Source organism: Saccharothrix violaceirubra (genome assembly GCF_014203755.1).
Lineage (GTDB): Bacteria > Actinomycetota > Actinomycetes > Mycobacteriales > Pseudonocardiaceae > Actinosynnema > Actinosynnema violaceirubrum.
This window is the reverse complement of the sequence record NZ_JACHJS010000001.1, coordinates 5,965,643-5,986,893: the sequence shown is the minus strand read 5'-3', so window position 1 is coordinate 5,986,893 and position 21,251 is coordinate 5,965,643. Positions and strand designations below refer to the sequence as shown.

Genomic DNA, 21,251 nt, shown 5'->3' with positions numbered 1-21,251 from the left:
GGAACGCCTTCCCCGATGCGTAGCAGCTTCGTGTTCAGCGAGGTCGTGACCGGTCTGCGCCGGAACGTCACGATGACCATCGCGATGATCCTCACGACCGCGATCTCCCTCTTCCTGCTCGGTCTGGGCCTGCTCGTCGTCCGGATGGTCGACAAGATGCAGGACAACTACCAGGGCAAGCTCGAGGTGTCGGTCCTGCTGACCAACGACATCAGCGCGAACGACAAGGACTGCGCCCAGGACCCGTGCGCCGGTCTGCGCAAGGACCTGGAGGGCACGTCCGGCGTCAAGACGGTCGTCTACGAGAACCGCGAGCGGGGCTACGAGCGGTTCAAGGAGATGTTCGAGGCGCAGCCGGAGCTGGTGAAGCTGGCCCGGCCCGAGGCGATCCCGGCCATGTTCCGGGTGAGCCTGGTCGAGGCCGAGCGGTCCGAGGTGATCGTGCAGGCGTTCTCCGGCAAGGCCGGTGTCAAGTCGGTCAAGGACCAGAGCGAGCTGATGGCACGGCTGTTCGACGTGCTCAACGGCCTGCGGGACGGTGCGCTGGCGCTGGCCGCGTTCCAGGCGCTGGCCGCCCTGCTGCTGATCTCCAACACCATCCAGGTGTCCGCGTTCACCCGGCGCACCGAGGTCGGGATCATGCGCCTGGTGGGCGCGACGCGGTGGTACACGCAGCTGCCGTTCCTCATCGAGGCGGTGGTCGCGGGCATCATCGGTGCGATCACCGGCGTGCTGGCGCTGATGGCGTTCAAGGTCACGGCCCTGGACCGGGTCTTCGGCGACCTGTTCACGTCCGGCATCCTGCCCGCCATCGGCCAGCTGGACATCCTGATCATCTCGCCGATCCTGCTCGGGGTCGCGGTCGTGATCTCGGCGCTGACCGGCTACGTCACGCTGCGTCTCTACGTCCGCCTATAACCGGTGGCGCGCTGACGTAAGGTTGCTCGCATGGTCAAGGAGCGCGGTCAGAAGGTGATCGCGTCGAACCGCAAGGCTCGGCACGACTACACCATCCTCGACACCTACGAAGCCGGTGTCGTGCTCGTCGGCACCGAGGTGAAGAGCCTGCGGATGGGCCGGGCGTCCCTTGTGGACGCCTTCGGCCAGGTCGACGACGGCGAGATCTGGCTGCACGCCCTGCACATCCCGGAGTACGTCGCGGGCACGTGGACCAATCACGAGGTGCGGCGCAAGCGCAAGCTGCTGCTGCACCGCCAGGAGATCGAGCGGCTGATCGGCAAGACCAAGGAGAGCGGTCTGTCGCTGATCCCGCTCCAGATGTACTTCAAGGACGGGTACGTCAAGGTCGAACTGGCGCTCGCCCGCGGCAAGAAGGCGTACGACAAGCGCCAGGACCTGGCCAAGAAGGACGCCGACCGGGAGATCCGCAAGGCGCACGGCCGGGCGTTGAAGGGCCGGTACTAGGTCAGGTTGAGGTAGGCGAGCACCGCCCGGACGCGGCGGTGCTCGGACGTGCTGGGCTCCAGGCCGAGCTTGGCGAAGATGTTGCCGACGTGCTTCTCCACGGCGCCGTCGGACACCACCAGCGACGCGGCGATGGCCGTGTTCGACAGGCCCTGGGCCATCAGTCCCAGCACCTCGCGTTCCCGCTGGGTCAGCGAGTCGACCGGGTTCCGCTTGCTGCGCACCATCAGCTGCGTGATGACCTCGTGGTCGATGCTCGTGCCGCCGTCGGCGACCCGGCGGACCGCGGCCACGAACTCGGCGACGTCGGCCACCCGCTCCTTGAGCAGGTAGCCGACGCCGTTCGCACCGCCCGCGAGCAGTTCGACCGCGTAGCGCTCCTCCACGTACTGGGAGAGCACGAGCACGGTCAGATCGGGGTGGCGCCTGCGGGCCTCGATCGCCGCCCGCAGGCCCTCGTCGGTGAACGTCGGCGGCATGCGGACGTCCACCAGGGCCAGGTCGGGGCGGTGCTCGTCGACGGCCGCGAGCAGCGCCTCCCCGTCCTCGACCGCCGCGACGGTCTCGATCCCCTCATCGGCGAGCAGGCGTTCGACACCCACCCGCAGGAGGACCGAGTCCTCCGCGATCACCACGCGCACGGCAACTCCGTCCGGATCACGGTCGGCCCCCCGACCGGGCTTACCACGACGACAACGCCGTCAATGGTCGCAGCCCGGTCCGCGAGCCCCGCGAGCCCTCCACCCTGACGGACCTCCGCGCCGCCGTGACCGTTGTCGGTCACCTCGACGACCACGGAGTTCTCGGTGCGCGTGACCTTCACGTCGGCCTGCGTGGCGCCCGAGTGCTTGGCGATGTTGGTCAGCGACTCGGCGACCGTGAAGTACGCCGTGCTCTCCACCGCCGTCGGCGGGCGCGGGTCGACCTCGACCGACACGGTGACCGGGATCGGGCACTTCGCGGCCAGCGACGACAGGGCCGCGTCGAGGCCGCGGTCGCCGAGCACGGACGGGTAGATGCCCCGGGCCAGGTCGCGCAGCTCGGAGATGGCGAGCTTGGCGTCCGCGTGCGCCTCGGCGATCAACGCGGCGGCGGCGTCGGGGTCGCTCTCCATCTTGCCGCGCGCCCGGCCCAGGCCCATGGCGACGGCGACCAGGCGTTGCTGCGCGCCGTCGTGCAGGTCGCGTTCGATGCGCCGGCGTTCCGCCTCGGCGGCCTCGACGCCCCGGGCGCGGCTGGCGGACAGGCGTTCGGTCTCGGCGACCAGCTTCTCGTTGCGCGACGGGCCGAGCAGCGACTTGGCCAGCGCGGCGTGCCCGCGGGCCAGGCCGCGCAGCAGCGGCAGCAGCAGGATGCCGAGCACGATGCCGACCACGCTGACCGGGACGGCCTCGCCGAACGAGTCGATCGTGTAGACGTCCGCGCCGAGCGTGATCTCCAGGTTGCCGGGCAGCCACTGCTGGTAGACGGGGAACGTGACGAGCGAGAGCACCGCCGGCCACAGGGCCACCACCAGGGCGAACTCGATGATGCCCAGGGGCAGCATGACCACCCAGTAGAGCAGGTCGCGCCACGTCGCCGGGTCCGTCATCATGGCGCGCGTCCGCACGATCACCGACCCCTCCGGGATCGGCCGGTACGGGGATTCGATCGCGATGCCGAGCGTCGGCCGCAGCCACGCCCGTTCGACGCCGGCCGCTGTGCGGGCCAGCATCAGGGTCAGGGCCAGCAGCGGGAAGCCGATCCAGACCACGAGCAACCCCATGCTCGTGGCCAGCAGCGACGTGAGCAGGCTGAACCAGAAGATCCCGCTCACCAGGTTGAGCAGGAAGTACCCGCTGATCCGAGCGATGTCCGGTCCGGTCCGAGCAGTCGTCATCTTCTCCCCGCTTCCGCTGGTGTCCCCGACCAGCATCGCCGCTCCGGGCCTGGTGAACCATCAGGTCAACCGGCGTCCGGGGGGTGGGGACAGCCCTACCACCTTATTGGGAATGATGTCGGCCGCGCGGGGCGTTATGATGTGCCGGAGAGGTACCCAGACCAGGGGGTGAACGGTTTCGACTTTGTGCGTCGATTCAAGGGAAGCGTGCCGGTGCAGGCGAGAGACCACCGTAAGCGTCATCGCAAACCAATAAGCGCCGAGTCCAACGACCAGCGCGCGTTCGCCCTCGCCGCCTGAGCGAGGAGCTGACGCTGTCGGCCCGGGGGCGTCTCCGCCCCGGAGTCCGGCATCAGCAAGGAGACTCACCTCCGCCCCCGGCCACGGGGAGCGAGGGGGACACCCACAGTGGCTGGGCCCGTCACGGTGACTTGTCCGCGTGATCACCGGGGTCGAGTAGAGGCGTAGCGGACTGCGCACGGAGAAGCCTTGATGAGCCGGCAGAGGACCCGGGTTCGATTCCCGGCACCTCCACCAGCGCCGCCCTGTTCGGACCGCGGTCCGCGAGGACCACGCCGAGCAAGGACGGTGTCGGAAGCGGCTCCCCGCCTTGGGGAGCCGCTTCCGTCGTTTCGGGCGATCAGTGCCGGGTACCGGTGAGTCGGGAGTGGCTGTGGTCGGGATCGGGCCTGTTCCGTCGGCGCTTGGCGGCAGGCGTTCGAGCAGAAACCGCGAGGTCTGCCTATCGGCTGGACGAGGTTGATCCTGGGTTCGCCGCAGTGGTGACACGGTGCCTGGTGGGCGATACCGGACTTGGCCTCGATCGCCTGGACCGTCGGCGACGGTCGCCAGTCGAGGTCGGACAGCCCGATCGACCCGTCGTCCAAGACTCCGGATCTCGGCGAGCGCATGGTGAAGAGCCAAGTTGACGTGGCCCATCCAGCCATGGCCACCAGATGTCCTGGCGACGGCGTTCGACCTGATCGCCCGAACCAGCACGGCTACGGGTACCCCGAATCCGTGGTGGAGCACGGCATTCTCGGCTTCGTGCCGTTCGAGGGCCGCGAGTGCCTTGCCGAGTAAGTCGTCTCCGTGGAGTCACGGGAGCCGAAAAGACAAAGGCCCGACTGGTCGTCACCAGGGGGCTGCGGGTACGTCCCGTCCGCAAATCCACTGCACCAGGTGCGAAAACTGTACCGGTTTGCCCACACATACGGCGTTGTAGCTGGTCAGGCGCGTGACACTGGTTGGTGACCCCAATACTCTTGTTTCGTAACGTGCCGGATCAGCGGCGGGCCGGTGGGGCGGTCGTGGGGTCCTCGGGCCAACGGTGTTTGGGATAGCGGCCGCGGAGTTCGGATCTGACCTGGGGGTAGCCGGTTTTCCAGAACGACGTCAGGTCCGCTGTCACGGCGGTCGGGCGGCCTGCGGGGGAGAGTAGGTGCAGCACCAGCGGGACGCGGTTGTCCGCCAGTTTCGGGGTTTCGGTCCAGCCGAAGGCTTCCTGGACCTTGACGGCCAGGAATGGGTCTCCGGTCGAGTAGTCGATCTTGATTCTGGAGCCCGACGGGACTTCCAGGCTGTCCGGGGCCAGGGTGTCCAGGCGGGTCGCCTCGGGCCAGGGGAGTGCGGCTTGGAGCACGTTCGCGGCGTGGATTCTGGCCAGGTCGGATTTGCGGCGTGCGGTGGACGTGTCCACGTAAGGCAGCAGTGCCTCGTCGTCCACCGGGGGCCAAGGTGCGCCCAGGGTTTGGTGCAGGAACGCCATCCTTTCGCGTAGGCGGGTGGCGTCCTGGGTCCAGTGGAGAAGGGCGAGCCCTTCCGCTTTGAGGCCCAGGAGTAGTGCCCGGCGGGTCGCCTCGGGTGAGTTCAGGGGTTTTCTGCCCAACGGGATCGCGCCCAGGTAGCGGACGCGGTCCGCGACCACGTCGCCGTCCCAGCGGATGTCGTCCTCCTCCCTGATCAGGGTCGGTGCGGCGGTCAGGGCCAGCGTCTCGTCCGCGCGGGCGGCCAGGCGGATCCGGCCGTTGGTGCGTCCCGGCTCCCGGTCCGCCACGGCGACCGCCAGCCACTCGGCGTCGGCGAGTGTCGTTCCCGGCGGGAGTTCGGCGGCCGTTCCGCTCGCCATCAGGTAGACGGAGGAGCCGGGCGAGCGTCTACGGGCCAGGCGTTCGGGGTGGGCCAGGGCCACGACGAACGCCGGGTCGTCGGTTGTGGCCGCTTCGGTCGGGATCAACGACGAGAGGCGGCGGACTTCCTTCGGGTCGGCGTCGCGGGGGTCCAGTTCGACCCTCGTGGTCCGGTCGGCGTCGAGCACGGCCACGACCTGGGCCGCCGTGCGGGTTCCGGTGACAGGTGCGCCGTCCAGCAGTGCCCGGGCCAGCCTCGGGTGCAGGCCCAGGTCGAGCAGGCGGTGGCCGCGTGAGGTGGCGTTGCCTTCGGCGTCGAGTGCGCCCAACGCCCGCAGGGTGGTGCGTGCCGCTTCCAGTGCGCCTTGCGGCGGTGGGTCCCACCAGGTCAGCGTCGTGCCGTCGGGCGTTCCCCAGCACGCCAGCTCCAAGGCCAGGCGGGTCAGGTCGGCGGTGCGGATCTCGGGCTCGGGGTAGCGGGGCAGGGTGCCGTGTTCGTGCTCCGGCCAGCAGCGGTACGCGTGCCCCGGTGCTTCGCGGCCCGCGCGGCCCGCTCGTTGTTCCGCCACGGCCGCGCTCACCCGGACCGTGGTCAGGCCCGACAGCCCGCGACGGTGGTCCGTGCGGGGAACGCGCGACCGGCCCGCGTCGACCACGGCCCGGACGCCGGGCACGGTCAGGCTCGACTCGGCGATCGACGTGGCCAGCACGACGCGCCGTCGCGGGCCCGGCCGCAGCGCGGCGTCCTGGTCGCGTGACGACAGGCGTCCGTGCAGCGGGACCACGTCCACGTCGGCGAGCAGGGCCGCGGTCCGGGCGATCTCGCCGACACCGGGCAGGAACGCCAGCACGTCGCCGTCCACTTCGGACAGTGCGCGGCGGATCGCGCGGACCGCGGTGGTCTCGACGCGCTCGCCCCTGGCCGGTGCGACGTGGGTGATCCCGACCGGGAACGTGCGTGCCGTCACGGTCAGGACCGGGGCGTCCAGGATGGTCGCGAGGCGGTCGGCGGCCACGGTCGCGGACGTGGCCAGGACGTGCAGGTCCGGGCGCAGCGCGGCGCGGGCGTCCAGCAGCAGGGTGAGCAGGAGGTCGGCGTCCAGGTGTCGTTCGTGGCACTCGTCGAGCAGGACGGTGTCGACGCCGGGCAGCTCCGGGTCGCGGTGCAGTCGGCGGACGAGCAGGCCGGACGTGACGACCTCGATCCGGGTGTCCTTCGAGGTCTTCCGGTCGCCGCGCACCGCGTAGCCGACGGTGCGGCCGACCGGTTCGCCCAGCAGCGCCGCCATGCGCGCGGCGGCGGCACGGGCGGCGATGCGACGTGGTTCGGCCACGACCACGCGTCCCGCCAGGGCCAAGGGGACGAGGGTGGTCTTGCCCGTGCCCGGCGGCGCCACGAGGACCGCCGTGCCGTGGGCGTCCAACGTGCGCTTGATCTCAGGCAGCGCGGCGCGGATGGGCAGATCGGGCAGGTCCACGAAGAAGCAGTGTGCCGGCCCTGGGAATTTAGTTGTCTTTATGCATATCCTTCGCACAGCTAACGGAGAGGGAGGGGCGCTGTGCCGGGGAAAGACGCGTCGGAGCCCCGGTTGCCCGGCGAGGTGTGGGTGCTGGTCGCGGCCAGCTTCATCATCGCCGTCGGCTTCGGGATCGTGGCGCCCGTCCTGCCCTCCTACGCCAAGAGCTTCGACGTCGGGACCACCGCCGTGTCCGCGGTGGTGAGTGCGTTCGCGCTGGTCAGGCTGCTGTTCGCGCCGATGAGCGGACGTCTGGTCAGCCGGATCGGCGAACCCCGCACCTACGTCGCGGGCATCCTCATCGTGGCGGCCGGCACTGCCGCGTGCGGCTTCGCCACCGCATACTGGCAGCTGCTGGTGTTCCGGTCGCTGGCCGGCATCGGGTCCACGATGTTCACGGTCTCGGCCGTCGGCCTGCTCATCCGGATCACGCCGCCGTCGATGCGCGGCCGGGCGTCCGGGCTGTGGGCCACCGGGTTCCTGCTGGGCAACATCGCCGGACCGATCGTCGGCGCGGCCCTGGTCGGGTTCTCGATCCGGGTGCCGTTCGTGGTGTACGCCGTGACGCTCGTCCTGGCCGCGTTCGTCGTGTGGTGGTTCCTGCGGCGGTCGACGTTGGCGGCCGTGAGCCCGGACGCGGCGCCGACGCTGACCGTGCGGCAGGCGTGGAACTCGGGGGCCTTCCGGGCGGCGCTGGTGTCCAGCTTCGCCAACGGGTGGGCGGTGTTCGGCGTGCGGATCTCGCTCGTGCCGCTGTTCGTGGTCGAGGCGCTGCACGGGTCGCCGGGCCTGGCCGGGATCTCGCTGTCGGTGTTCGCCGTGGGCAACGCGGCCGTGCTGATGGTGTCCGGGCGGCTGTCCGACACGATCGGGCGTAAACCACTGGCGATCGCGGGGCTCGTGGTGTCCGCGGTGGGCACGATCTGGCTCGGGTTCACCGAGTCCGTGCCCGCGTTCATGATCGCGTCTGCGGTCGCGGGCATCGGCGCGGGACTGCTCAACCCGCCGCAGAACGCCGTGGTCGCGGACGTCATCGGACCCGACGCGAAGGGTGGGCCGGTGCTCGCGGCGTTCCAGATGGTCGCCGACTGCGGCGCCATCGTCGGACCGCTGCTGTCGGGTTTCCTGGTGGACCACCTGTCGTACCAGTACGCGTTCGGGTTGACCGGGGCGACGATGGTCGTGGCGACGGCCGTGTGGCTGTTCGCGCCCGAGACGTTGCCACGCGTGCGGTCGAAGGCGCCCGACGCCGAGCCGGTCGGCTCCCGGTAGTACCACTCAGGTTCCACTCAGCATCTCCCGATAGCCTGCGGGACGCGGCTTTTCCAGAAGGGATCCTGACGTGGGTGGGGCGGAACGCAGCGCGCGGAAGAAGAAGCAGGCGACCCGTGCGGTGGTCGCCGCCCGTTCCGGGGGCGACCGGAACAAGGTGGTGCTCGGCATCGCGGTCGTCGTCGTGCTCGCGCTGGTGGTGATCGTCGGCGTCATCTGGTCGAAGAGTTCGTCGTCCGACGAGGGTCCCACCGCCGACGGGATCAGCGGGATCTCCGCGCCGATCGCGCGCGACGCCGGCGTGGTCGTCGTCGGACCGGAGTCCGCGAAGGTGACGATCGACGTGTACGAGGACTTCCTGTGCCCGGTGTGCGGCCGGTTCAAGAAGGAGTACGGGGAGCGCATCAAGACCGAGATCGAGGCCGGCACCCTGCGCGTCCGCTACCACGTCCTGCCGCTGCTGGTGAAGTTCTCCAGCCCCGAGGGGTACTCGAAGGACGCGGCCAACGCGGCGCTGTGCGCGGTCGACGAGAACAAGTTCTGGGAGTTCCACGAATCGCTGTTCCGCACCCAGCCCGAGGAGGGCGGTCCGGGGTACACGAAGGAACGCCTCGTGAAGCTCGGCACCGATCTCGGCATCACGGGCGACACGTTCAAGCAGTGCGTCGAGGGCGGCAAGTACGACGCCGTCACCCAGACCGAGATGGACACTACGAGGGCCCTGCCGTACTTCAAGGGCACGCCGACCGTGGCGAAAGACGGGCAGGTCGTCAGCCTCGACGGAGACTGGCTGGGCAACCTCGTGAAGTAGGCCCTGACGTGCGGGAACGCCGATCGGGCACCCCCGATTTCGCTCCCTGGGGCGTGATGTTGTACGGTATTGCCACACGGAACGCCGGGAACAGAAGTCCTCGAACGCGACGTGTGAGCACGGGGCTGTGGCGCAGCTGGTAGCGCATCACACTGGCAGTGTGAGGGTCAGGGGTTCGAGTCCCCTCAGCTCCACAATCGAATACCGCATACGAATCGCCCGCTGACCTGCGGTAATGCAGGTGGCGGGCGATCTTGCTTTCGGGTCCACTGTGGACTGCGGCGGCCTGTCTGGAGCAAATCTGGAGCAGACGGTCGCTCTGGACGAAATGTTGTCAGCCGTATGCTCCAGGTCGCGGTAAACCGGCCGGGCGGATCTGCCAAAGAACTTCGTGGTCGTCGTACCCGCCGTCCATGTTCGGTGCTGGTGCAATGACCCAGGATGGTCTGGTGGGGTCGTCAGTGGACGTCTGGTGCCCGAACCCGCGGTTAGCCTCTCGCTGCTACGCCATCCTGCGCCAGATGCTGTCCCCGTCCCCGCCGCCTGGTTGAGCTACCGACCCACACCTCCTCAGGAGGCGGTTGCTCGTGCTGTTCGCGGGAAGACGGTGATCGCCGCGCACGACAACGCTGCCGGGCCCCGGCGGCGGCCGCGCGTTCGACAGTCGACATCCACCACGTGCTCCCAAGACGTGGTGCGAGAAGCAGGGAAACAGCTCGACCGATACGACTCCGTAGTCAAAGACGCCGCTGACCGCCCGCACCAACCGACTCACCGGCGGCCGGGCCCGGCAACCACGGCCGGCCGGTGCTCGCGCCCGCCTTCGTCGAGCACCTCATGGGCCTGCCCGCCGGGTGGGACACCGACCTTCCGCTGCCTCGCACCGCGCAGTTGCGAGCGCTGGGCAACGGCGTGGTTCCCCAGCAGGCCGCCCACGCGGTGGCCCTGCTGCTCGACGACCTCGCCGAACTCCTGAACACCGACCACCGGTCCCAGACCGGGCAGGAGGTGGCAGCGGCATGACCGCGACAAACCCGGCGGCACCCGATCCCGGGCCCGCGTTGCGACTGCTGTCTCTGGACGCCAGAGTGCGGAGCACCACGGTCCTGCTCCTGGCGTGTGAAGGGAAGATCTCACCCTTCGGCGTCGCCTGTTCGCCGACACGGGCTGGGAGCCACGCGCCGTCTACGCCAACCTCGAACGGCTCGCCGCGCACGCCGAGAAGAAGGGCATCCCGGTGCGCCGGATCTCGGCGGACAACGCTCGTGTTGCTGGCCCATGCCTTCCTCGCGATCGTGACGGTCACCGCCCACGCCAGACCCACACCCACAGGGCTGATCCGTTGACACTCGCCGAAATCCGGCACCTCTACAACACGCTCGTGGTCGCGCGGGCTACCGACATCCTGCACGTCCTGCGCTGGTCACTATGGCGTAGGCGCCACCAATACCGTGCCCAGCAGGCCCACTACCAGCGACAATCGGCCGATGAACCGCGAACATCACGATCTACAACTGGAGTACTAGGCTCTGACGCTACTGTGAGTCGACTAGCGTGACAGAGCAGGTAAGGGAGAGTGCCGGTGCCGCCGAGGACGAAGGCGAAGCAGGACAAGAGCCTGGAGGAGGTCCTCTGGGATTCGGCGACAGCGTTGCGCTCGTCCATGGATGCCGCCGAGTACAAGCACCCCGTGCTCGGTCTCATCTTCCTGAAGTACGTTTCGGACACGTTCACCGCTCGTCAGGAGGAGCTGACCGGGCTGGTCAACGACCCGGACTCGGACTACTTCATGCCCAACGAGACTGCGAAGCAATCAGTGCTTGAAGATCGGGACGAGTACACCGCCGAGGGTGTGTTCTGGGTTCCTGACGGTCACCGCTGGCAGGACCTGCGTAAGGCGGGCAAGCAGACGAACATCGGTGCCAGGATCGACGGGGCGATGGCGGCGATCGAACGGGAGAACCCGACGTTGCGTGGCGTGCTGCCAAAGAACTACACCCGACAGGAACTCACCCCGGAGATGCTCGGCGGGCTTATCGACGTGTTCTCTCGCGCCGACCTGGCGGCCGAGGAACACAAGGGGCTCGACGTGCTCGGTCGCGTCTATGAGTACTTCCTCGGCCGCTTCGCCGGGGGCGAGGGCAAGCGCGGCGGCCAATACTACACGCCGCGCTCGGTGGTCCAGCTCCTTGTGGAGATGCTCCAGCCCTACCACGGTCGCGTTTTCGACCCCGCTTGTGGCTCCGGCGGCATGTTTGTCCAAGCCGACAAGTTCGTCCGCGCCCACGGCGGCGTGCGCAACGACATCTCCGTCTTCGGACAGGAATCGGTGCCGACCACCTGGCGCCTAGCGAAGATGAACCTCGCCCTGCGTGGCATCGATGCCAACCTCGGCGCGGAGTGGGGCGACTCCTTCCACAACGACCAGCACCCCGACCTGCGCGCGGACTTCGTGATCGCCAATCCGCCGTTCAACCAGGACGGCTGGCGCGGTACCAGGCTGGAGAACGACGTGCGCTGGCGGTACGGCACACCTCCAGACGGCAACGCCAACTACGGCTGGATCCAACACATGCTCCACCACTTGGCGCCGACTGGGACCATGGCGACCGTCCTAGCCAACGGATCATTGTCGAGCCAACAATCCGGCGAGGGCGAGATCAGAAAGAAGCTCGTCGAGGCCGACCTCGTCGAGTGCATCGTTGCCCTTCCGTCACAACTCTTCTTCGGTACCCAGATTCCGGTGTGCCTTTGGTTCCTTACTAAGAACAAGGCAGGCATCCCCAATGGGGCGGCCACCAGGTCACGTAAGGGCGAGACTCTCTTCATTGACGCCCGCAAGATTGGCTTCATGGAGGCCCGAACCCTTCGGGCCTTCAACACCGACGAAATCCTCAAGATCGCCGACAGCTACCACGCCTGGCGCGGCACCGACGCCAGCAGCGACCAACCCTATGAAGACATCCCGGGATTCTGTCGCGTAGTCAGGACCGCAGAGATCGCCGAGCACTCCTACATCCTCACACCAGGTCGCTACGTCGGTAGCGAAGAAGTCGAAGGCGATGGTGAGCCCCTCGACGAGAAGATCGCCAGGTTCAATGACGAGATTCGCGAGGGCTTCAAGAAACGCGAAGAACTCCAGGCTGCGGTCCTCACTGCGCTTGGCTCGCTGGTCGTGAGCGATGAGTGACGTGCGGCTGGGGGAGGTTCTGAACGTTTATCACGGTTGGGCGTTTCCGAGCAAGGGATGTAAGGACGCCGAGCTCGACAGCGAACCTCGGCTTATCCGAATTGGAGACTTTGCAAGGGATCGCTCTAGTCGCTTCGAACCTGAGCGGGTTCAGGCGTACGTCGCGGAGTATCCAAGGAAGTTCCGGCTGGGCGCGGGCGATCTTTTGGTCGCAATGACATGCCAAACAGCCGACGGCGAGATTTTGGGCTACCCGATGGTGGTGCCGGATGATGGTCGCCTTTATTTGCACAACCAGCGAATTGGTCGCATTGAGGTTGACGACACTCGTCTTGACGAGCGCTTTGCCTATTACATCTTCAAGACCAACGATCTCAATCGTCAACTCTACTTGTCGGCCTCAGGTTCGAAGATTCTTCATACGGCGCCCGATCGCATTCAAGCCTGCCGGATTTGGTTGCCACTCCTCGATGAACAGCGCCGCATTGCCTCAGTTCTCGGTGCGCTCGACGACCTGATCGAGACGAACCGGAAACTCATGGCGGGGCTTGCGGAAGCCCAACTCGCCTCGTTCCGGCGTGGATGGGATGGCGTTCAACGCCGCCGCTTGGAAGAAGTTGCGACCATCACCATGGGTCAGTCACCCCCAGGCGATACATACAACGAAGACGGCGAAGGTGTGGCCTTCTACCAGGGCGTCCGGGATTTCGGTTGGCGCTTTCCAAGCCGGAGGATATGGACCACAAAGCCAACTCGTCTGGCAGACCGAGGTGACATTCTTGTGGCCGTCAGGGCACCTGTCGGCGAGCTGAACATCGCGACTGAGAAGACCGCGCTGGGGCGCGGTGTAGGCGGTCTTCGGGCGGTTGGTCGGCAAGCAACCTTGTTTCAGGCCCTCCAAGCGGATACCGCTCTGTGGGATATCCATCTGGGAACCGGCACGGTGTTCGCTGCAATTAACAAAGCTGGGATGGCGGCCCTCTCTGTTCCGTGGATCGATGACGATTCGCTCGAAAGTGCGCTATCAACGATGGACTCGATCATTTCGGCACTGGATGAGGAAGTTGTGGTCTTAACCAAAACTCGTGACGAGCTGTTGCCGCTGCTGATGTCTGGCCGGGTGCGGGCTAAAGAAATCTAGGGGGCAACGCCAGTGTTGACGCCGACTGAGGATGACTTGGAGCACTGGGTTCTGGAGCTGCTTGGGGAGTTGGGCTGGAGGCATGTGTACGGCCCCAACATAGCGCCGGGAGAGCCGAAGGCGGAGCGCTCGGACTACCGAGACACGATCTTGGAGGGTCGTCTGCGGGACGCGGTCGTCCGGCTGAATCCTGATCTGCCGCCGGACGCGGTGGCGGATGTGGTGGCGATGGTGAGGCGGGCTGAGTCGCCTGCGGTCGAGTCGGAGAATTGGCGGGCGTACCGATTTCTGATCCACGGCGTGCCGGTGGAGTACCGCGATGCTGACGGCAACGCCAGGGCTGCCCGGGCGTGGTTGATCGACTGGGATGACCCGGCTGGCAACGACCTGGTCGCAGTTAATCAGTTCTCGATCCAAGGCGCGAAGAAGACGCGGCGGCCGGACATTCTGCTATTTGTGAACGGGCTGCCGCTGGCGCTGTTTGAGTTGAAGCGTACGGGCAAGGCGTACGCGAAGGTCAGTGGAGCGTATCAGCAGACGCAGACCTACCGGTCCCAGATTTCGGATGTGTTCAAGTGGAACCAGGTGGCGGTCGTTTCTGACGGGGTGGAGGCTTTGGCGGGGTCATTCAGCGCGCCATGGAACCACTGGGCGGCTTGGAAAACTATCGATGGGCACATCCGGGACCCTCGTGATGGTGATGGGTTAAAGATGCCGCAGGTCGAGGTGCTGACGAGGGGCATGTTCCGGCTTGACGTGTTTTTCGACCTGTGCCGCCACTTCGTCGCGACGTTCGGCGAGGGAGAGAAGACCCGCAAGGCGGTAGCGAAATACCACCAGTACTGGGCAGTGAAGAAGGCGGTCAGCCAGACCGTTGAGGCTGTCGAGGGCGACGGACGTGCTGGGGTGGTGTGGCATACGCAAGGTTCCGGGAAGTCTTTGGAGATGGCGTTCTACGCAGGCTTGGTGATGTCGCACCCGGCGATGGAAAACCCGACCGTCGTGGTGTTGACCGACCGCAATGACCTTGATGACCAGCTGTACGACGATACGTTCGCCTCGTCGAAGCCCGGTTCGCCGTTGCCAGAATCCCCGGTGCAAGCTGAATCACGGGACCATCTGAAAGCGCTGCTGGATGGTCGGGAGTCCGGAGGTATCGTCTTCACCACGATCCAGAAGTTCGGGCTCACCAAGGGAGACCGGGAGGCGGGCCGGAAGTTCCCGACTCTATCGGAGCGGCTCAACGTCGTGGTGATGGTTGATGAGGCGCACCGCACCAACTACGACCTCATCGACGGGTTCGCACGCAATGTGCGGGACGCGCTGCCGAACGCGTCGTTCATCGGGTTCACTGGCACGCCGATTGATGAGAAGGACCGTTCGACGGCGGAGATCTTCGGCGAGTACATCGACGTGTACGACATGACGCAGGCCATTGCTGATGGCGTGACGGTCAAGGTGTTTTATGAGCCGCGCCTGGCCAGGGTTGAACTGCCGGAGGATGCCCGCAACCTGATCGACGATGAGTTCGATGACGCGACCGTTGGCTCGGAGGAGGAGATCGCGGAGCGGCTGAAGACGAAATGGGCGCGTGTCGAGGCGATCGTCGGGTCGAAGAAGCGGATTAGTGAGCTTGCCACCGACATCGTCACGCACTGGGAAGCACGGCAGGGTGTGCTCGCGGGCAAATGCATAATCGTCACGATGTCGCGTCGGATCGCCGTGGACCTGTACGACGAGGTCGTCAAGCTCCGCCCGAAGTGGCATACCGAAGACGACGAGACTGGCGCGATCAAGGTCGTCATCACAGGTGACGCGACCGATCCTGCCCGCTTCCAGCCGCACATCCGCAATAAGCAGCAGCGCCGCGAGATGAAGGCACGCGCCTGCGATCCCGATGACCCGCTGGAGATCGTGATCGTCCGGGACATGTGGCTGACCGGGTTCGACTCACCGCCGATGCACACCATGTACGTGGACAAGCCGATGCGCTCGGCTGGGTTGATGCAGGCCATCACTCGCGTCAACCGCACCTTCAAGGACAAGCCATCCGGGCTCGTCGTCGACTACATCGGCATCGCCAACGACCTCCACGAGGCCCTCACCACCTACACCCAGCGGGACAAAGCCGACCGGGTCATCGGCGCGGACGTTCGGCAAGCGGCTATCCCGGAGATGCTGGTCGAGCACTCGGTTTGTAGCGACCTGCTGCACGGCGTGGACTGGGTGACGATCCTCGGCGACGGCGGGCAGAAGGCGTGGCTCTACGCGGTTACCGCGGTGCTGGACCACTTGCTGGAAACTGACCGCACCGACGACGGTGCCAGCGACTCTGACCCGGGGGAGTTCGAGGACGCCAGCGACGGGCAGCCGAGCGTGAAGAAGCGGTTCATGGCCCATTCCAGCCGCCTGAAGAAGCTGTATTCGCTCGTACCCACCTCGGATGAGGCCAAGGCGGTCGTCGAGGACGTCGCATTTTTCGACGCTGTCCGGGGCCAGATCGCGAAACTGGAGACCGATTCTCGCCGCAGCGAATCCGACGCGGCACTCGACACTGCTATCAGGCAGATCGTATCCGAGCATGTGTCGGGCAGCGGTGTCATCGACCTGTTTGCCGAAGCCGGTATTGATGTCCCGGACATCTCGATCATCGACGACGAGTTTCGGCGGCGGTTCGAAACGGCCGACCTAAAAAATGCGAGGTTGGAGGCCGTCCGCCGTCTCATCGAGAACGAGGTCAAGGTGATCGGAAAAAGCAATGTCGTGGTGAGGCGGAAGTTCTCGGAGATGCTCGCCCAGTCAATGAACCGATACCAGAACCGCACCATTGATGCCGCACAGGTGATGGCCGAGATTGTCGCAATCGCGCAGGCGATCAAGGTGCAGAAGGAGCGCGGGGAAAAAATCGGGCTCACCGACAGTGAACTGGCCTTCTACGACGCCCTGACCTCCAACGAGTCGGCTCGCATCGCGATGCAGGACGAGACCATGCGCGCCATTGCCCATGAGCTGACAGCCATCGTCCGCGAGGATGCAAAGACGGACTGGAACGTGAAGGAGACGGTGCGGGCGAAGCTCCGCACGAGGATCAAACGCCTCCTGCTCAAGCATGGCTATCCGCCCGACAAGGAGGCGTCGGCAACCGACCTGATCCTCCAGCAGGCGGAACTGGTGGCGGAGGACGAGACCAATTAGCCCATCGGCAGATGTGGAGCGGCTGAACGTTTCCGACGACCGGACTCCGCCAACACCGTCGAGACTATCCTTGGCGCGCGCCAAATGGGTCGGTCTGCCATCGCTTGGCTGGCCGATCAGCGAATGGCCGCGCTATCGGGGTGACACTTTCGTGGGGCTCGATCCAGGTCATCGCTTCCTGTTGCGCTTGCCGGAGCCCGGTACGGTTCCGGTCTTCGCTCGGGCAGGCGGTTCGGGGTAGGCCTCGATGTAGTTCTGCCCCTCCATGAAGCTCAGGAAGCTTTTGCCTACCAAGCGGTACAGGACGTACAGGAACCCGATGGAGGCGACAGCGAGGATCGCGACGTTCCAGGGGCTCACGACCCCGTCCACGACGTAGAACTGTTCCTGCTGCTTCTTCGATCCCGTGGCCAGTGACAGCGTCATGCCGAACAAGGCGAAGAGAGGCATCAGAAGGAAGCCCGCCACGGGGATCAGACGGTACGGTCGATAGTCGGTGCGGTAGTGGACGCCGGCGCGGCGCTGGGCGCGGGTGAGCGCGTTGGTCGTCCGGACACCGCTCTTCCGCCGCCACTCGTCCTCGGCGAGTTCGCCCTCGTCGACTTCCATGTCGGCTGATCGAGCCTCGACCGCACGCAGAACGGCACGTCCGACCTCGTTCGTGACCGGCACGAGCAGTTCGCGTGCGGTGCCGACGATGTGCAGCGCGGGACCGGGAGTCACGTCGAACTCACGTGCGTTCGCCTCCGGCAGACCGGAGAACACCAGCACCCGGCAGACCGTCTCCTGTTCGACGTCGACCAGCTCGATGGACCGAAGCGCCTGCCACGGCACCGCGATCGCGTCACGTGACCGCTTCCGCTGTGAGGTCAGGCTGTCCAGCACAAGTCTGTCGTGCCGAACGCACAACCGCGCCTTGAGAACCCTGACGCGGAACGGGATCTCGAGTCTCGACGCGATCAACCCGTCCGTGACGGGGCGGGTCATGACGAGCCTTACCGCCTCGCTCAACGCCCAGCAGGCCACGATCAACCCCACGCCGATCGCGAGCGCGACCGGCGCGTTTCGCTTCTCCGCGATGGAAAGGCAGGTGAAGACCGCGAGGAACAGGCCTGGGATTGCCGCCCAGCGGGCCCAGATCGGCCACATCGTCGTGCGGCGCCGATGCCACCACAGTCCGGCGCCGATGATCAACACGATGCCGATACCGCCCAGCAGCATGTCGACCAGCCCGGTCGGGGACGGGTCGGCGCGGCCCGCGAGTTCGGCGTCCCACGCGTCAAGGCGTGTGTAGGCGACGACCGGTACGGTCGCGCCGAGGGTGACCAGGACCACTCCGGCCATCCTGCGCGCGAGCGCCTCGATCACAGGTCGCCCTCCATGCGCTGGAACCGGTCGGGCGTCCCCGCGTTCTCGCGCTGCTCCTCCCAGTACGTCCGCCAGGCTTCGTCCTTCACGTCCTGTTTGACCTGGGCGTCGGCCTCGCGGTGGGTCTGGTCGCTCCACTCCTGGACCGCCGCGTTGCCGAGGACCTTGGGACAGTTCGGGAGACCGACCTCCGGCCGGCCAGGCCCGAGGGAAATCTCTCGTTCGAGCATGTCACCGGCGTTGTCCAGCCGGGGGTCACCGGTGCCCATGCGCTCGCGGAGGTTGTCGTTGCGCGTGCCTGCCAGCGAGTCGATCGCGTCCTTCTTGTCGCCTTTCAGCTTCTCGCCCTGCTCGCCGAGCGCCTCCAACCGCTTGGCGTCACCCGCGTCGAGCTTGCCCGCCTGCGCCTTCTTCACCATGTTCAGCGCCTGGTTGGCGTGCTTCGCGGCGTCGCGGTTGTAGTTCGTGACCGTCTTCTCGAGGTTCCTGGTCGTGCCCTTGAGCATGTTCCGCGAGTTCTTGGCGTCGTCGGCGACCTTTTCGAGCTGCTTGACGACCTTGCGGATCTTCTTGGCGTTCTTGCCTGCCGTGATCGCGCCCTGCGCGACGGTATCGGCGATGAACGCCGCCTGGGACGCGCCGAACGTGACCGGTGCCAGTGCGGTCGCCGCGGCGAACTTGATGATTGCGTTGGACACGAACGTCGCGATGGCGTCACGGACCGCGCCGCGCACAATGCCGACGGCCGACGCGGCCACGGTCATGGCCTGGGCGGCGGAGGTGGCGTGGCCGGCGCCGCCCGAGACCACGTTGGAGAAGTCCTGCACGGCCTTGCGGTAGCCGTCGATCGCTGCGCCCTGTGAGCCGCTCAGCGTGTCGAGGGTGTCGGAGTACTTCTCGGAGGTCTCCCGCATGCGCTTGGCGATGTTGCTCCACGTCGTCGCCATCGCGGTCACGGCGTCCGGGTCGCCCGCGAGCAGGTCGAGACCTTCCTTGAGGAACCCGATGTGCTCGATGAGCCAGCCGATGCCTGCGGATAGCAGGCTGCCCAGCGGGTTGGTCACGAACCCGAGCAGGTCCATGCCGACCCCGGCGAGATCACCGGCGACGGCGCCCCAGTCGCCCTTGACCCCGTCATAGATCGTGTTGGCGGCGCTGCCGAAAATGCCGGAGGCGTCCCACGCCTGGGTCGGGCTGTCGAAGTTGGAGAACCCGGCGAGGTCGTCGGTCTTGAACCCTTCGGTCGCGTTGAGCGGGTTCAGTTCCGTGATGTTCTTCGGTCCCTCGTCGCTCACGGCTTGGCTCCGCCCAGGCCTTCACGCAGCTTCCCGAACGCCTGCGCCATTGCCTCTTCCTGGTCCGCGTAGGTCTGGCGCATGCCGGCGAAACGCTCCACCACCGCGTCACCTGCTTGCTTGACCGTGCCGACGTACTCGCTCGCGTCGTCCGTCCAATTCTTCATCACCAGCGCGAAGAACTGGCCGACGACGCCCCACGCCTGCACGTTGCCGACGTAGTCGGACGCCGCGTCCGCCGCCTCCGGGAGTCCCGCGATGAGCGCCTTGAACTCGCGCTCGTGCGCTTCGAGCACCGCGAGATCGACCTGGTACCCGCCGGACATCACCAACCACCGTCCTTCTTGAACACGCCGCGTTGGTCGTAATCGGTGTCGTCGTCCTTGACCGGACGACGCACCGGCCGAGCGGCCGGCGTCTGCCGGGTCGCCGCCGCGTCCTGTTGTTCCTCATTCACCACGAACTGTGGCTGTGGCTCGCCGGTGTGCTCGTCGGAGACGTCGATCGGTGGGATCTGCTCCTGGACGAAACGCATCGCGTCGCTGTTGTCGCCGACCACCGGAGCCATGATCGTGGCGATCCGGCCGACGGCCTGCGCCTGGGCGCGCTTTGCCGTGGACACCACCAGCGCGGCCAGGCGTTCCTTCGGCATGTCATCGGCCTTCGAACCGAACGACAGGCTCACCAAGGCGCCGCCCGCGCTGACGCTCACGCTCACCGCACCATCGGAGCTGGTGGCGGAACCGGTCAGCTCGGCGATCCTGGCTTTGGCTTCCTCAGCCCGCTCCAGGAGGGCCGACGTGTGGCTCTCGTAATCTTCGATCATCCGGTGGGGATCGGTCATCAAGCCCTCCTCACGAGGAAATCACCATGTCGGCGATACAGCGCAGCCAGCCCGCGACCCAGCCATGGTCGCCATCGGCGCTGAACCTGTGGTCGGCGATCAGCGTGACCGCCCGCACGGCCATGACGAACGAGTCGGCCGAGTCGGGCTCGGCGATCTTGGCCCAGCCGTCGTCATGGACGAGAACGTGTGACAGCACATGGCGGGCGTAGGCTTCGAGGCGACTCCACAGGTCCAGTGATGGTGGACAAGACGCCGCTGGCGACGCCTCCCGCTACCTCGCCGACCGTCTCGGCTCCGAAGCTGATGCGTTCGTCCGTCTCGGCCAAGATGCCGACGTCTTTGGCCATGCCTCCCGCGCCCCCCTCGCTCATGCCCGGTAGGCGATGATGGCAGAGCGGAAGTTCGCTGTCAGGCGAAGTCGTCACTCTGGTGACATGAACCTGCTTCGTAGCGTGATCGGCAACACAGGTCTGCGAGGCGGTCCCTCGGGTGGAGCGGCTGTTCGCCCATCAGGTCGCCGCGATCACCCGCATCCACGCCGGATCGAACACGCTGGTCGCTACCGGGACGGGCTCCGGCAAGACAGAAGCGTTCTTGATCCCAATCGTCGCGCACGCCTTCGCCAACCGGCATCGCCGCGGTGTGAAAGCGATCGCGCTGTACCCGATGAACGCCCTGGTCAACGATCAAGAGGATCGTGTCAAGGCAGCCTGTGAGCAACTCGGCCTGCGCCATGGGGTTTACACCGGGGGAACCCCGCAAACGTGCGGGACGCGATGCAGGATGCTCCGCCGGACATCCTGCTGACCAACTACTCCATGCTCGAGTACCTGCTTACCCGGCGCGACGACCGCAAGCTGTTCGGGGACGGTGCGCTGCGGCACTTGATCTTGGATGAGGTGCACACCTACCAGGGCGCGTTGGGCACCGAGATCGCCTGCCTGGTGCGTCGCCTGCGCGGCCATGTCGACGTCGAGGGCCTGGTCTGCGTGGGTCTGTCCGCCACAGTCAGCGCCGGAGGTGACCACGCAGGCGACCTTGCCCGCACCGCCGAGTTCGACTTCGAGTTCGGTGACACCGTAATCGACGCTGCGGCCCTGGGAGGAGGGCATATGAACAGCAGTACGACGACAGGTGCGGCGCGGAGCGCGGTCCGCCGCGGTCGTCGCCTCCACAGGTGGT

The 21,251-nt window shown here is 66.6% G+C and carries 19 protein-coding genes, 1 tRNA gene, 1 other RNA gene and 1 pseudogene; 13 read left to right on the top strand and 9 right to left on the bottom strand.

Translation table 11 applies throughout. The annotated features are described in order from the left end of the window. Positions 1 to 15 precede the first annotated feature (15 nt). Positions 16 to 918, top strand: a complete 903-nt coding sequence (gene ftsX, locus F4559_RS27490) for a permease-like cell division protein FtsX (RefSeq protein WP_184673520.1) — start codon at positions 16 to 18, stop codon at positions 916 to 918. A 30-nt stretch (positions 919 to 948) separates the two neighbouring features. Then, entirely contained in the window at positions 949 to 1,425 is a 477-nt protein-coding gene (gene smpB / locus F4559_RS27485) for an SsrA-binding protein SmpB (RefSeq protein ID WP_184673518.1), read from the top strand. On the opposite strand, the gene F4559_RS27480 is transcribed toward smpB, so the two are convergent. Both F4559_RS27480 and F4559_RS27475 read right to left on the bottom strand, forming a co-directional pair. After that, positions 1,422 to 2,066, bottom strand: a complete 645-nt coding sequence (locus F4559_RS27480) for a response regulator transcription factor (protein WP_184673516.1) — start codon at positions 2,064 to 2,066, stop codon at positions 1,422 to 1,424. The two genes, smpB and F4559_RS27480, sit on opposite strands and share 4 nt — an antisense overlap. Next, positions 2,054 to 3,304 carry a sensor histidine kinase gene (locus F4559_RS27475; protein ID WP_184673514.1) on the bottom strand — a complete coding sequence of 417 codons (1,251 nt, stop codon included), beginning with the start codon at positions 3,302 to 3,304 and terminating at the stop codon, positions 2,054 to 2,056. The genes F4559_RS27480 and F4559_RS27475 overlap by 13 nt, the downstream gene beginning before the upstream one ends. Before the next feature lie 164 nt (positions 3,305 to 3,468). Here F4559_RS27475 and ssrA point away from each other — a divergent pair. Next, positions 3,469 to 3,841: a transfer-messenger RNA gene (gene ssrA, locus F4559_RS27470) on the top strand. A 276-nt stretch (positions 3,842 to 4,117) separates the two neighbouring features. Then, positions 4,118 to 4,387, top strand: coding sequence for a hypothetical protein (locus F4559_RS27465; protein ID WP_184673512.1), 270 nt, complete (start codon positions 4,118 to 4,120; stop codon positions 4,385 to 4,387). A gap of 202 nt (positions 4,388 to 4,589) precedes the next feature. Here the strand turns inward: F4559_RS27465 and hrpB are convergent, their stop codons facing one another. After that, on the bottom strand, positions 4,590 to 6,911 hold the full coding sequence (hrpB, locus tag F4559_RS27460) for an ATP-dependent helicase HrpB (protein ID WP_184673510.1): 2,322 nt from the start codon (positions 6,909 to 6,911) through the stop codon (positions 4,590 to 4,592). Between the two features lie 81 nt (positions 6,912 to 6,992). Between hrpB and F4559_RS27455 the strand changes: the two genes are divergently transcribed. From F4559_RS27455 to F4559_RS27425, 8 genes and pseudogenes are all read left to right on the top strand, one after another. Next, positions 6,993 to 8,222 carry an MFS transporter gene (locus F4559_RS27455; RefSeq protein ID WP_184673508.1) on the top strand — a complete coding sequence of 410 codons (1,230 nt, stop codon included), beginning with the start codon at positions 6,993 to 6,995 and terminating at the stop codon, positions 8,220 to 8,222. 70 nt (positions 8,223 to 8,292) lie between these two features. Continuing rightward, positions 8,293 to 9,033: a DsbA family protein gene (locus F4559_RS27450; protein WP_184673506.1), complete on the top strand. Its 741-nt coding sequence runs from the start codon at positions 8,293 to 8,295 to the stop codon at positions 9,031 to 9,033. 121 nt (positions 9,034 to 9,154) lie between these two features. Continuing rightward, positions 9,155 to 9,227, top strand: a tRNA-Ala gene (locus F4559_RS27445). 613 nt (positions 9,228 to 9,840) lie between these two features. Further along, entirely contained in the window at positions 9,841 to 10,056 is a 216-nt protein-coding gene (locus F4559_RS27440; protein WP_246445346.1) for a hypothetical protein, read from the top strand. Positions 10,057 to 10,283: 227 nt separating this feature from the next. Then, positions 10,284 to 10,559, top strand: a pseudogene (locus F4559_RS36925) (IS701 family transposase); the annotation flags it as partial. Positions 10,560 to 10,615: 56 nt separating this feature from the next. Next, positions 10,616 to 12,223 (top strand): class I SAM-dependent DNA methyltransferase, encoded by a 1,608-nt coding sequence (locus F4559_RS27435; protein ID WP_221447397.1) that lies wholly within the window; start codon positions 10,616 to 10,618, stop codon positions 12,221 to 12,223. Beyond that, positions 12,216 to 13,364 carry a restriction endonuclease subunit S gene (locus tag F4559_RS27430; protein WP_184673504.1) on the top strand — a complete coding sequence of 383 codons (1,149 nt, stop codon included), beginning with the start codon at positions 12,216 to 12,218 and terminating at the stop codon, positions 13,362 to 13,364. The genes F4559_RS27435 and F4559_RS27430 overlap by 8 nt, the downstream gene beginning before the upstream one ends. Before the next feature lie 36 nt (positions 13,365 to 13,400). Beyond that, entirely contained in the window at positions 13,401 to 16,559 is a 3,159-nt protein-coding gene (locus F4559_RS27425; RefSeq protein WP_221447396.1) for a type I restriction endonuclease subunit R, read from the top strand. A 168-nt stretch (positions 16,560 to 16,727) separates the two neighbouring features. Here the strand turns inward: F4559_RS27425 and F4559_RS27420 are convergent, their stop codons facing one another. From F4559_RS27420 to F4559_RS27400, 5 genes are read right to left on the bottom strand one after another with little or no spacing between them, the layout of a single operon-like run. After that, a complete protein-coding gene (locus F4559_RS27420; RefSeq protein WP_184673500.1) occupies positions 16,728 to 17,927 on the bottom strand; it encodes a hypothetical protein in 1,200 nt (399 codons plus the stop codon). Beyond that, positions 17,924 to 19,222 carry a hypothetical protein gene (locus F4559_RS27415; RefSeq protein WP_184673498.1) on the bottom strand — a complete coding sequence of 433 codons (1,299 nt, stop codon included), beginning with the start codon at positions 19,220 to 19,222 and terminating at the stop codon, positions 17,924 to 17,926. The genes F4559_RS27420 and F4559_RS27415 overlap by 4 nt, the downstream gene beginning before the upstream one ends. After that, positions 19,219 to 19,548 carry a hypothetical protein gene (locus tag F4559_RS27410; RefSeq protein ID WP_184673496.1) on the bottom strand — a complete coding sequence of 110 codons (330 nt, stop codon included), beginning with the start codon at positions 19,546 to 19,548 and terminating at the stop codon, positions 19,219 to 19,221. Before F4559_RS27410 ends, F4559_RS27415 begins: the two co-directional genes overlap by 4 nt. After that, positions 19,548 to 20,066: a YbaB/EbfC family nucleoid-associated protein gene (locus F4559_RS27405; RefSeq protein WP_246445345.1), complete on the bottom strand. Its 519-nt coding sequence runs from the start codon at positions 20,064 to 20,066 to the stop codon at positions 19,548 to 19,550. Before F4559_RS27405 ends, F4559_RS27410 begins: the two co-directional genes overlap by 1 nt. 10 nt (positions 20,067 to 20,076) lie before the next feature. Then, on the bottom strand, positions 20,077 to 20,265 hold the full coding sequence (locus F4559_RS27400) for a hypothetical protein (RefSeq protein ID WP_184673494.1): 189 nt from the start codon (positions 20,263 to 20,265) through the stop codon (positions 20,077 to 20,079). A gap of 293 nt (positions 20,266 to 20,558) precedes the next feature. Between F4559_RS27400 and F4559_RS36845 the strand changes: the two genes are divergently transcribed. Continuing rightward, the gene (locus F4559_RS36845) at positions 20,559 to 20,876 is read left to right on the top strand and encodes a DEAD/DEAH box helicase (protein ID WP_221447395.1); all 318 of its coding nucleotides are present in this window, start codon (positions 20,559 to 20,561) and stop codon (positions 20,874 to 20,876) included. On the opposite strand, the gene F4559_RS34625 is transcribed toward F4559_RS36845, so the two are convergent. Further along, a complete protein-coding gene (locus tag F4559_RS34625) occupies positions 20,810 to 21,181 on the bottom strand; it encodes a hypothetical protein (protein WP_221448777.1) in 372 nt (123 codons plus the stop codon). The genes F4559_RS36845 and F4559_RS34625 overlap by 67 nt on opposite strands. Positions 21,182 to 21,251: the final 70 nt, after the last annotated feature.

Coding starts and splice junctions, on each gene's coding strand:
- F4559_RS27475 (WP_184673514.1), bottom strand. CDS start 3,304: ATGACGACTGCTCGGACCGGACCGGACATCGCTCGGATCAGCGGGTAC.
- ftsX (WP_184673520.1), top strand. CDS start 16: ATGCGTAGCAGCTTCGTGTTCAGCGAGGTCGTGACCGGTCTGCGCCGG.
- F4559_RS27430 (WP_184673504.1), top strand. CDS start 12,216: ATGAGTGACGTGCGGCTGGGGGAGGTTCTGAACGTTTATCACGGTTGG.
- F4559_RS27405 (WP_246445345.1), bottom strand. CDS start 20,066: ATGACCGATCCCCACCGGATGATCGAAGATTACGAGAGCCACACGTCG.
- F4559_RS34625 (WP_221448777.1), bottom strand. CDS start 21,181: ATGCCCTCCTCCCAGGGCCGCAGCGTCGATTACGGTGTCACCGAACTC.
- F4559_RS27410 (WP_184673496.1), bottom strand. CDS start 19,548: ATGTCCGGCGGGTACCAGGTCGATCTCGCGGTGCTCGAAGCGCACGAG.
- smpB (WP_184673518.1), top strand. CDS start 949: ATGGTCAAGGAGCGCGGTCAGAAGGTGATCGCGTCGAACCGCAAGGCT.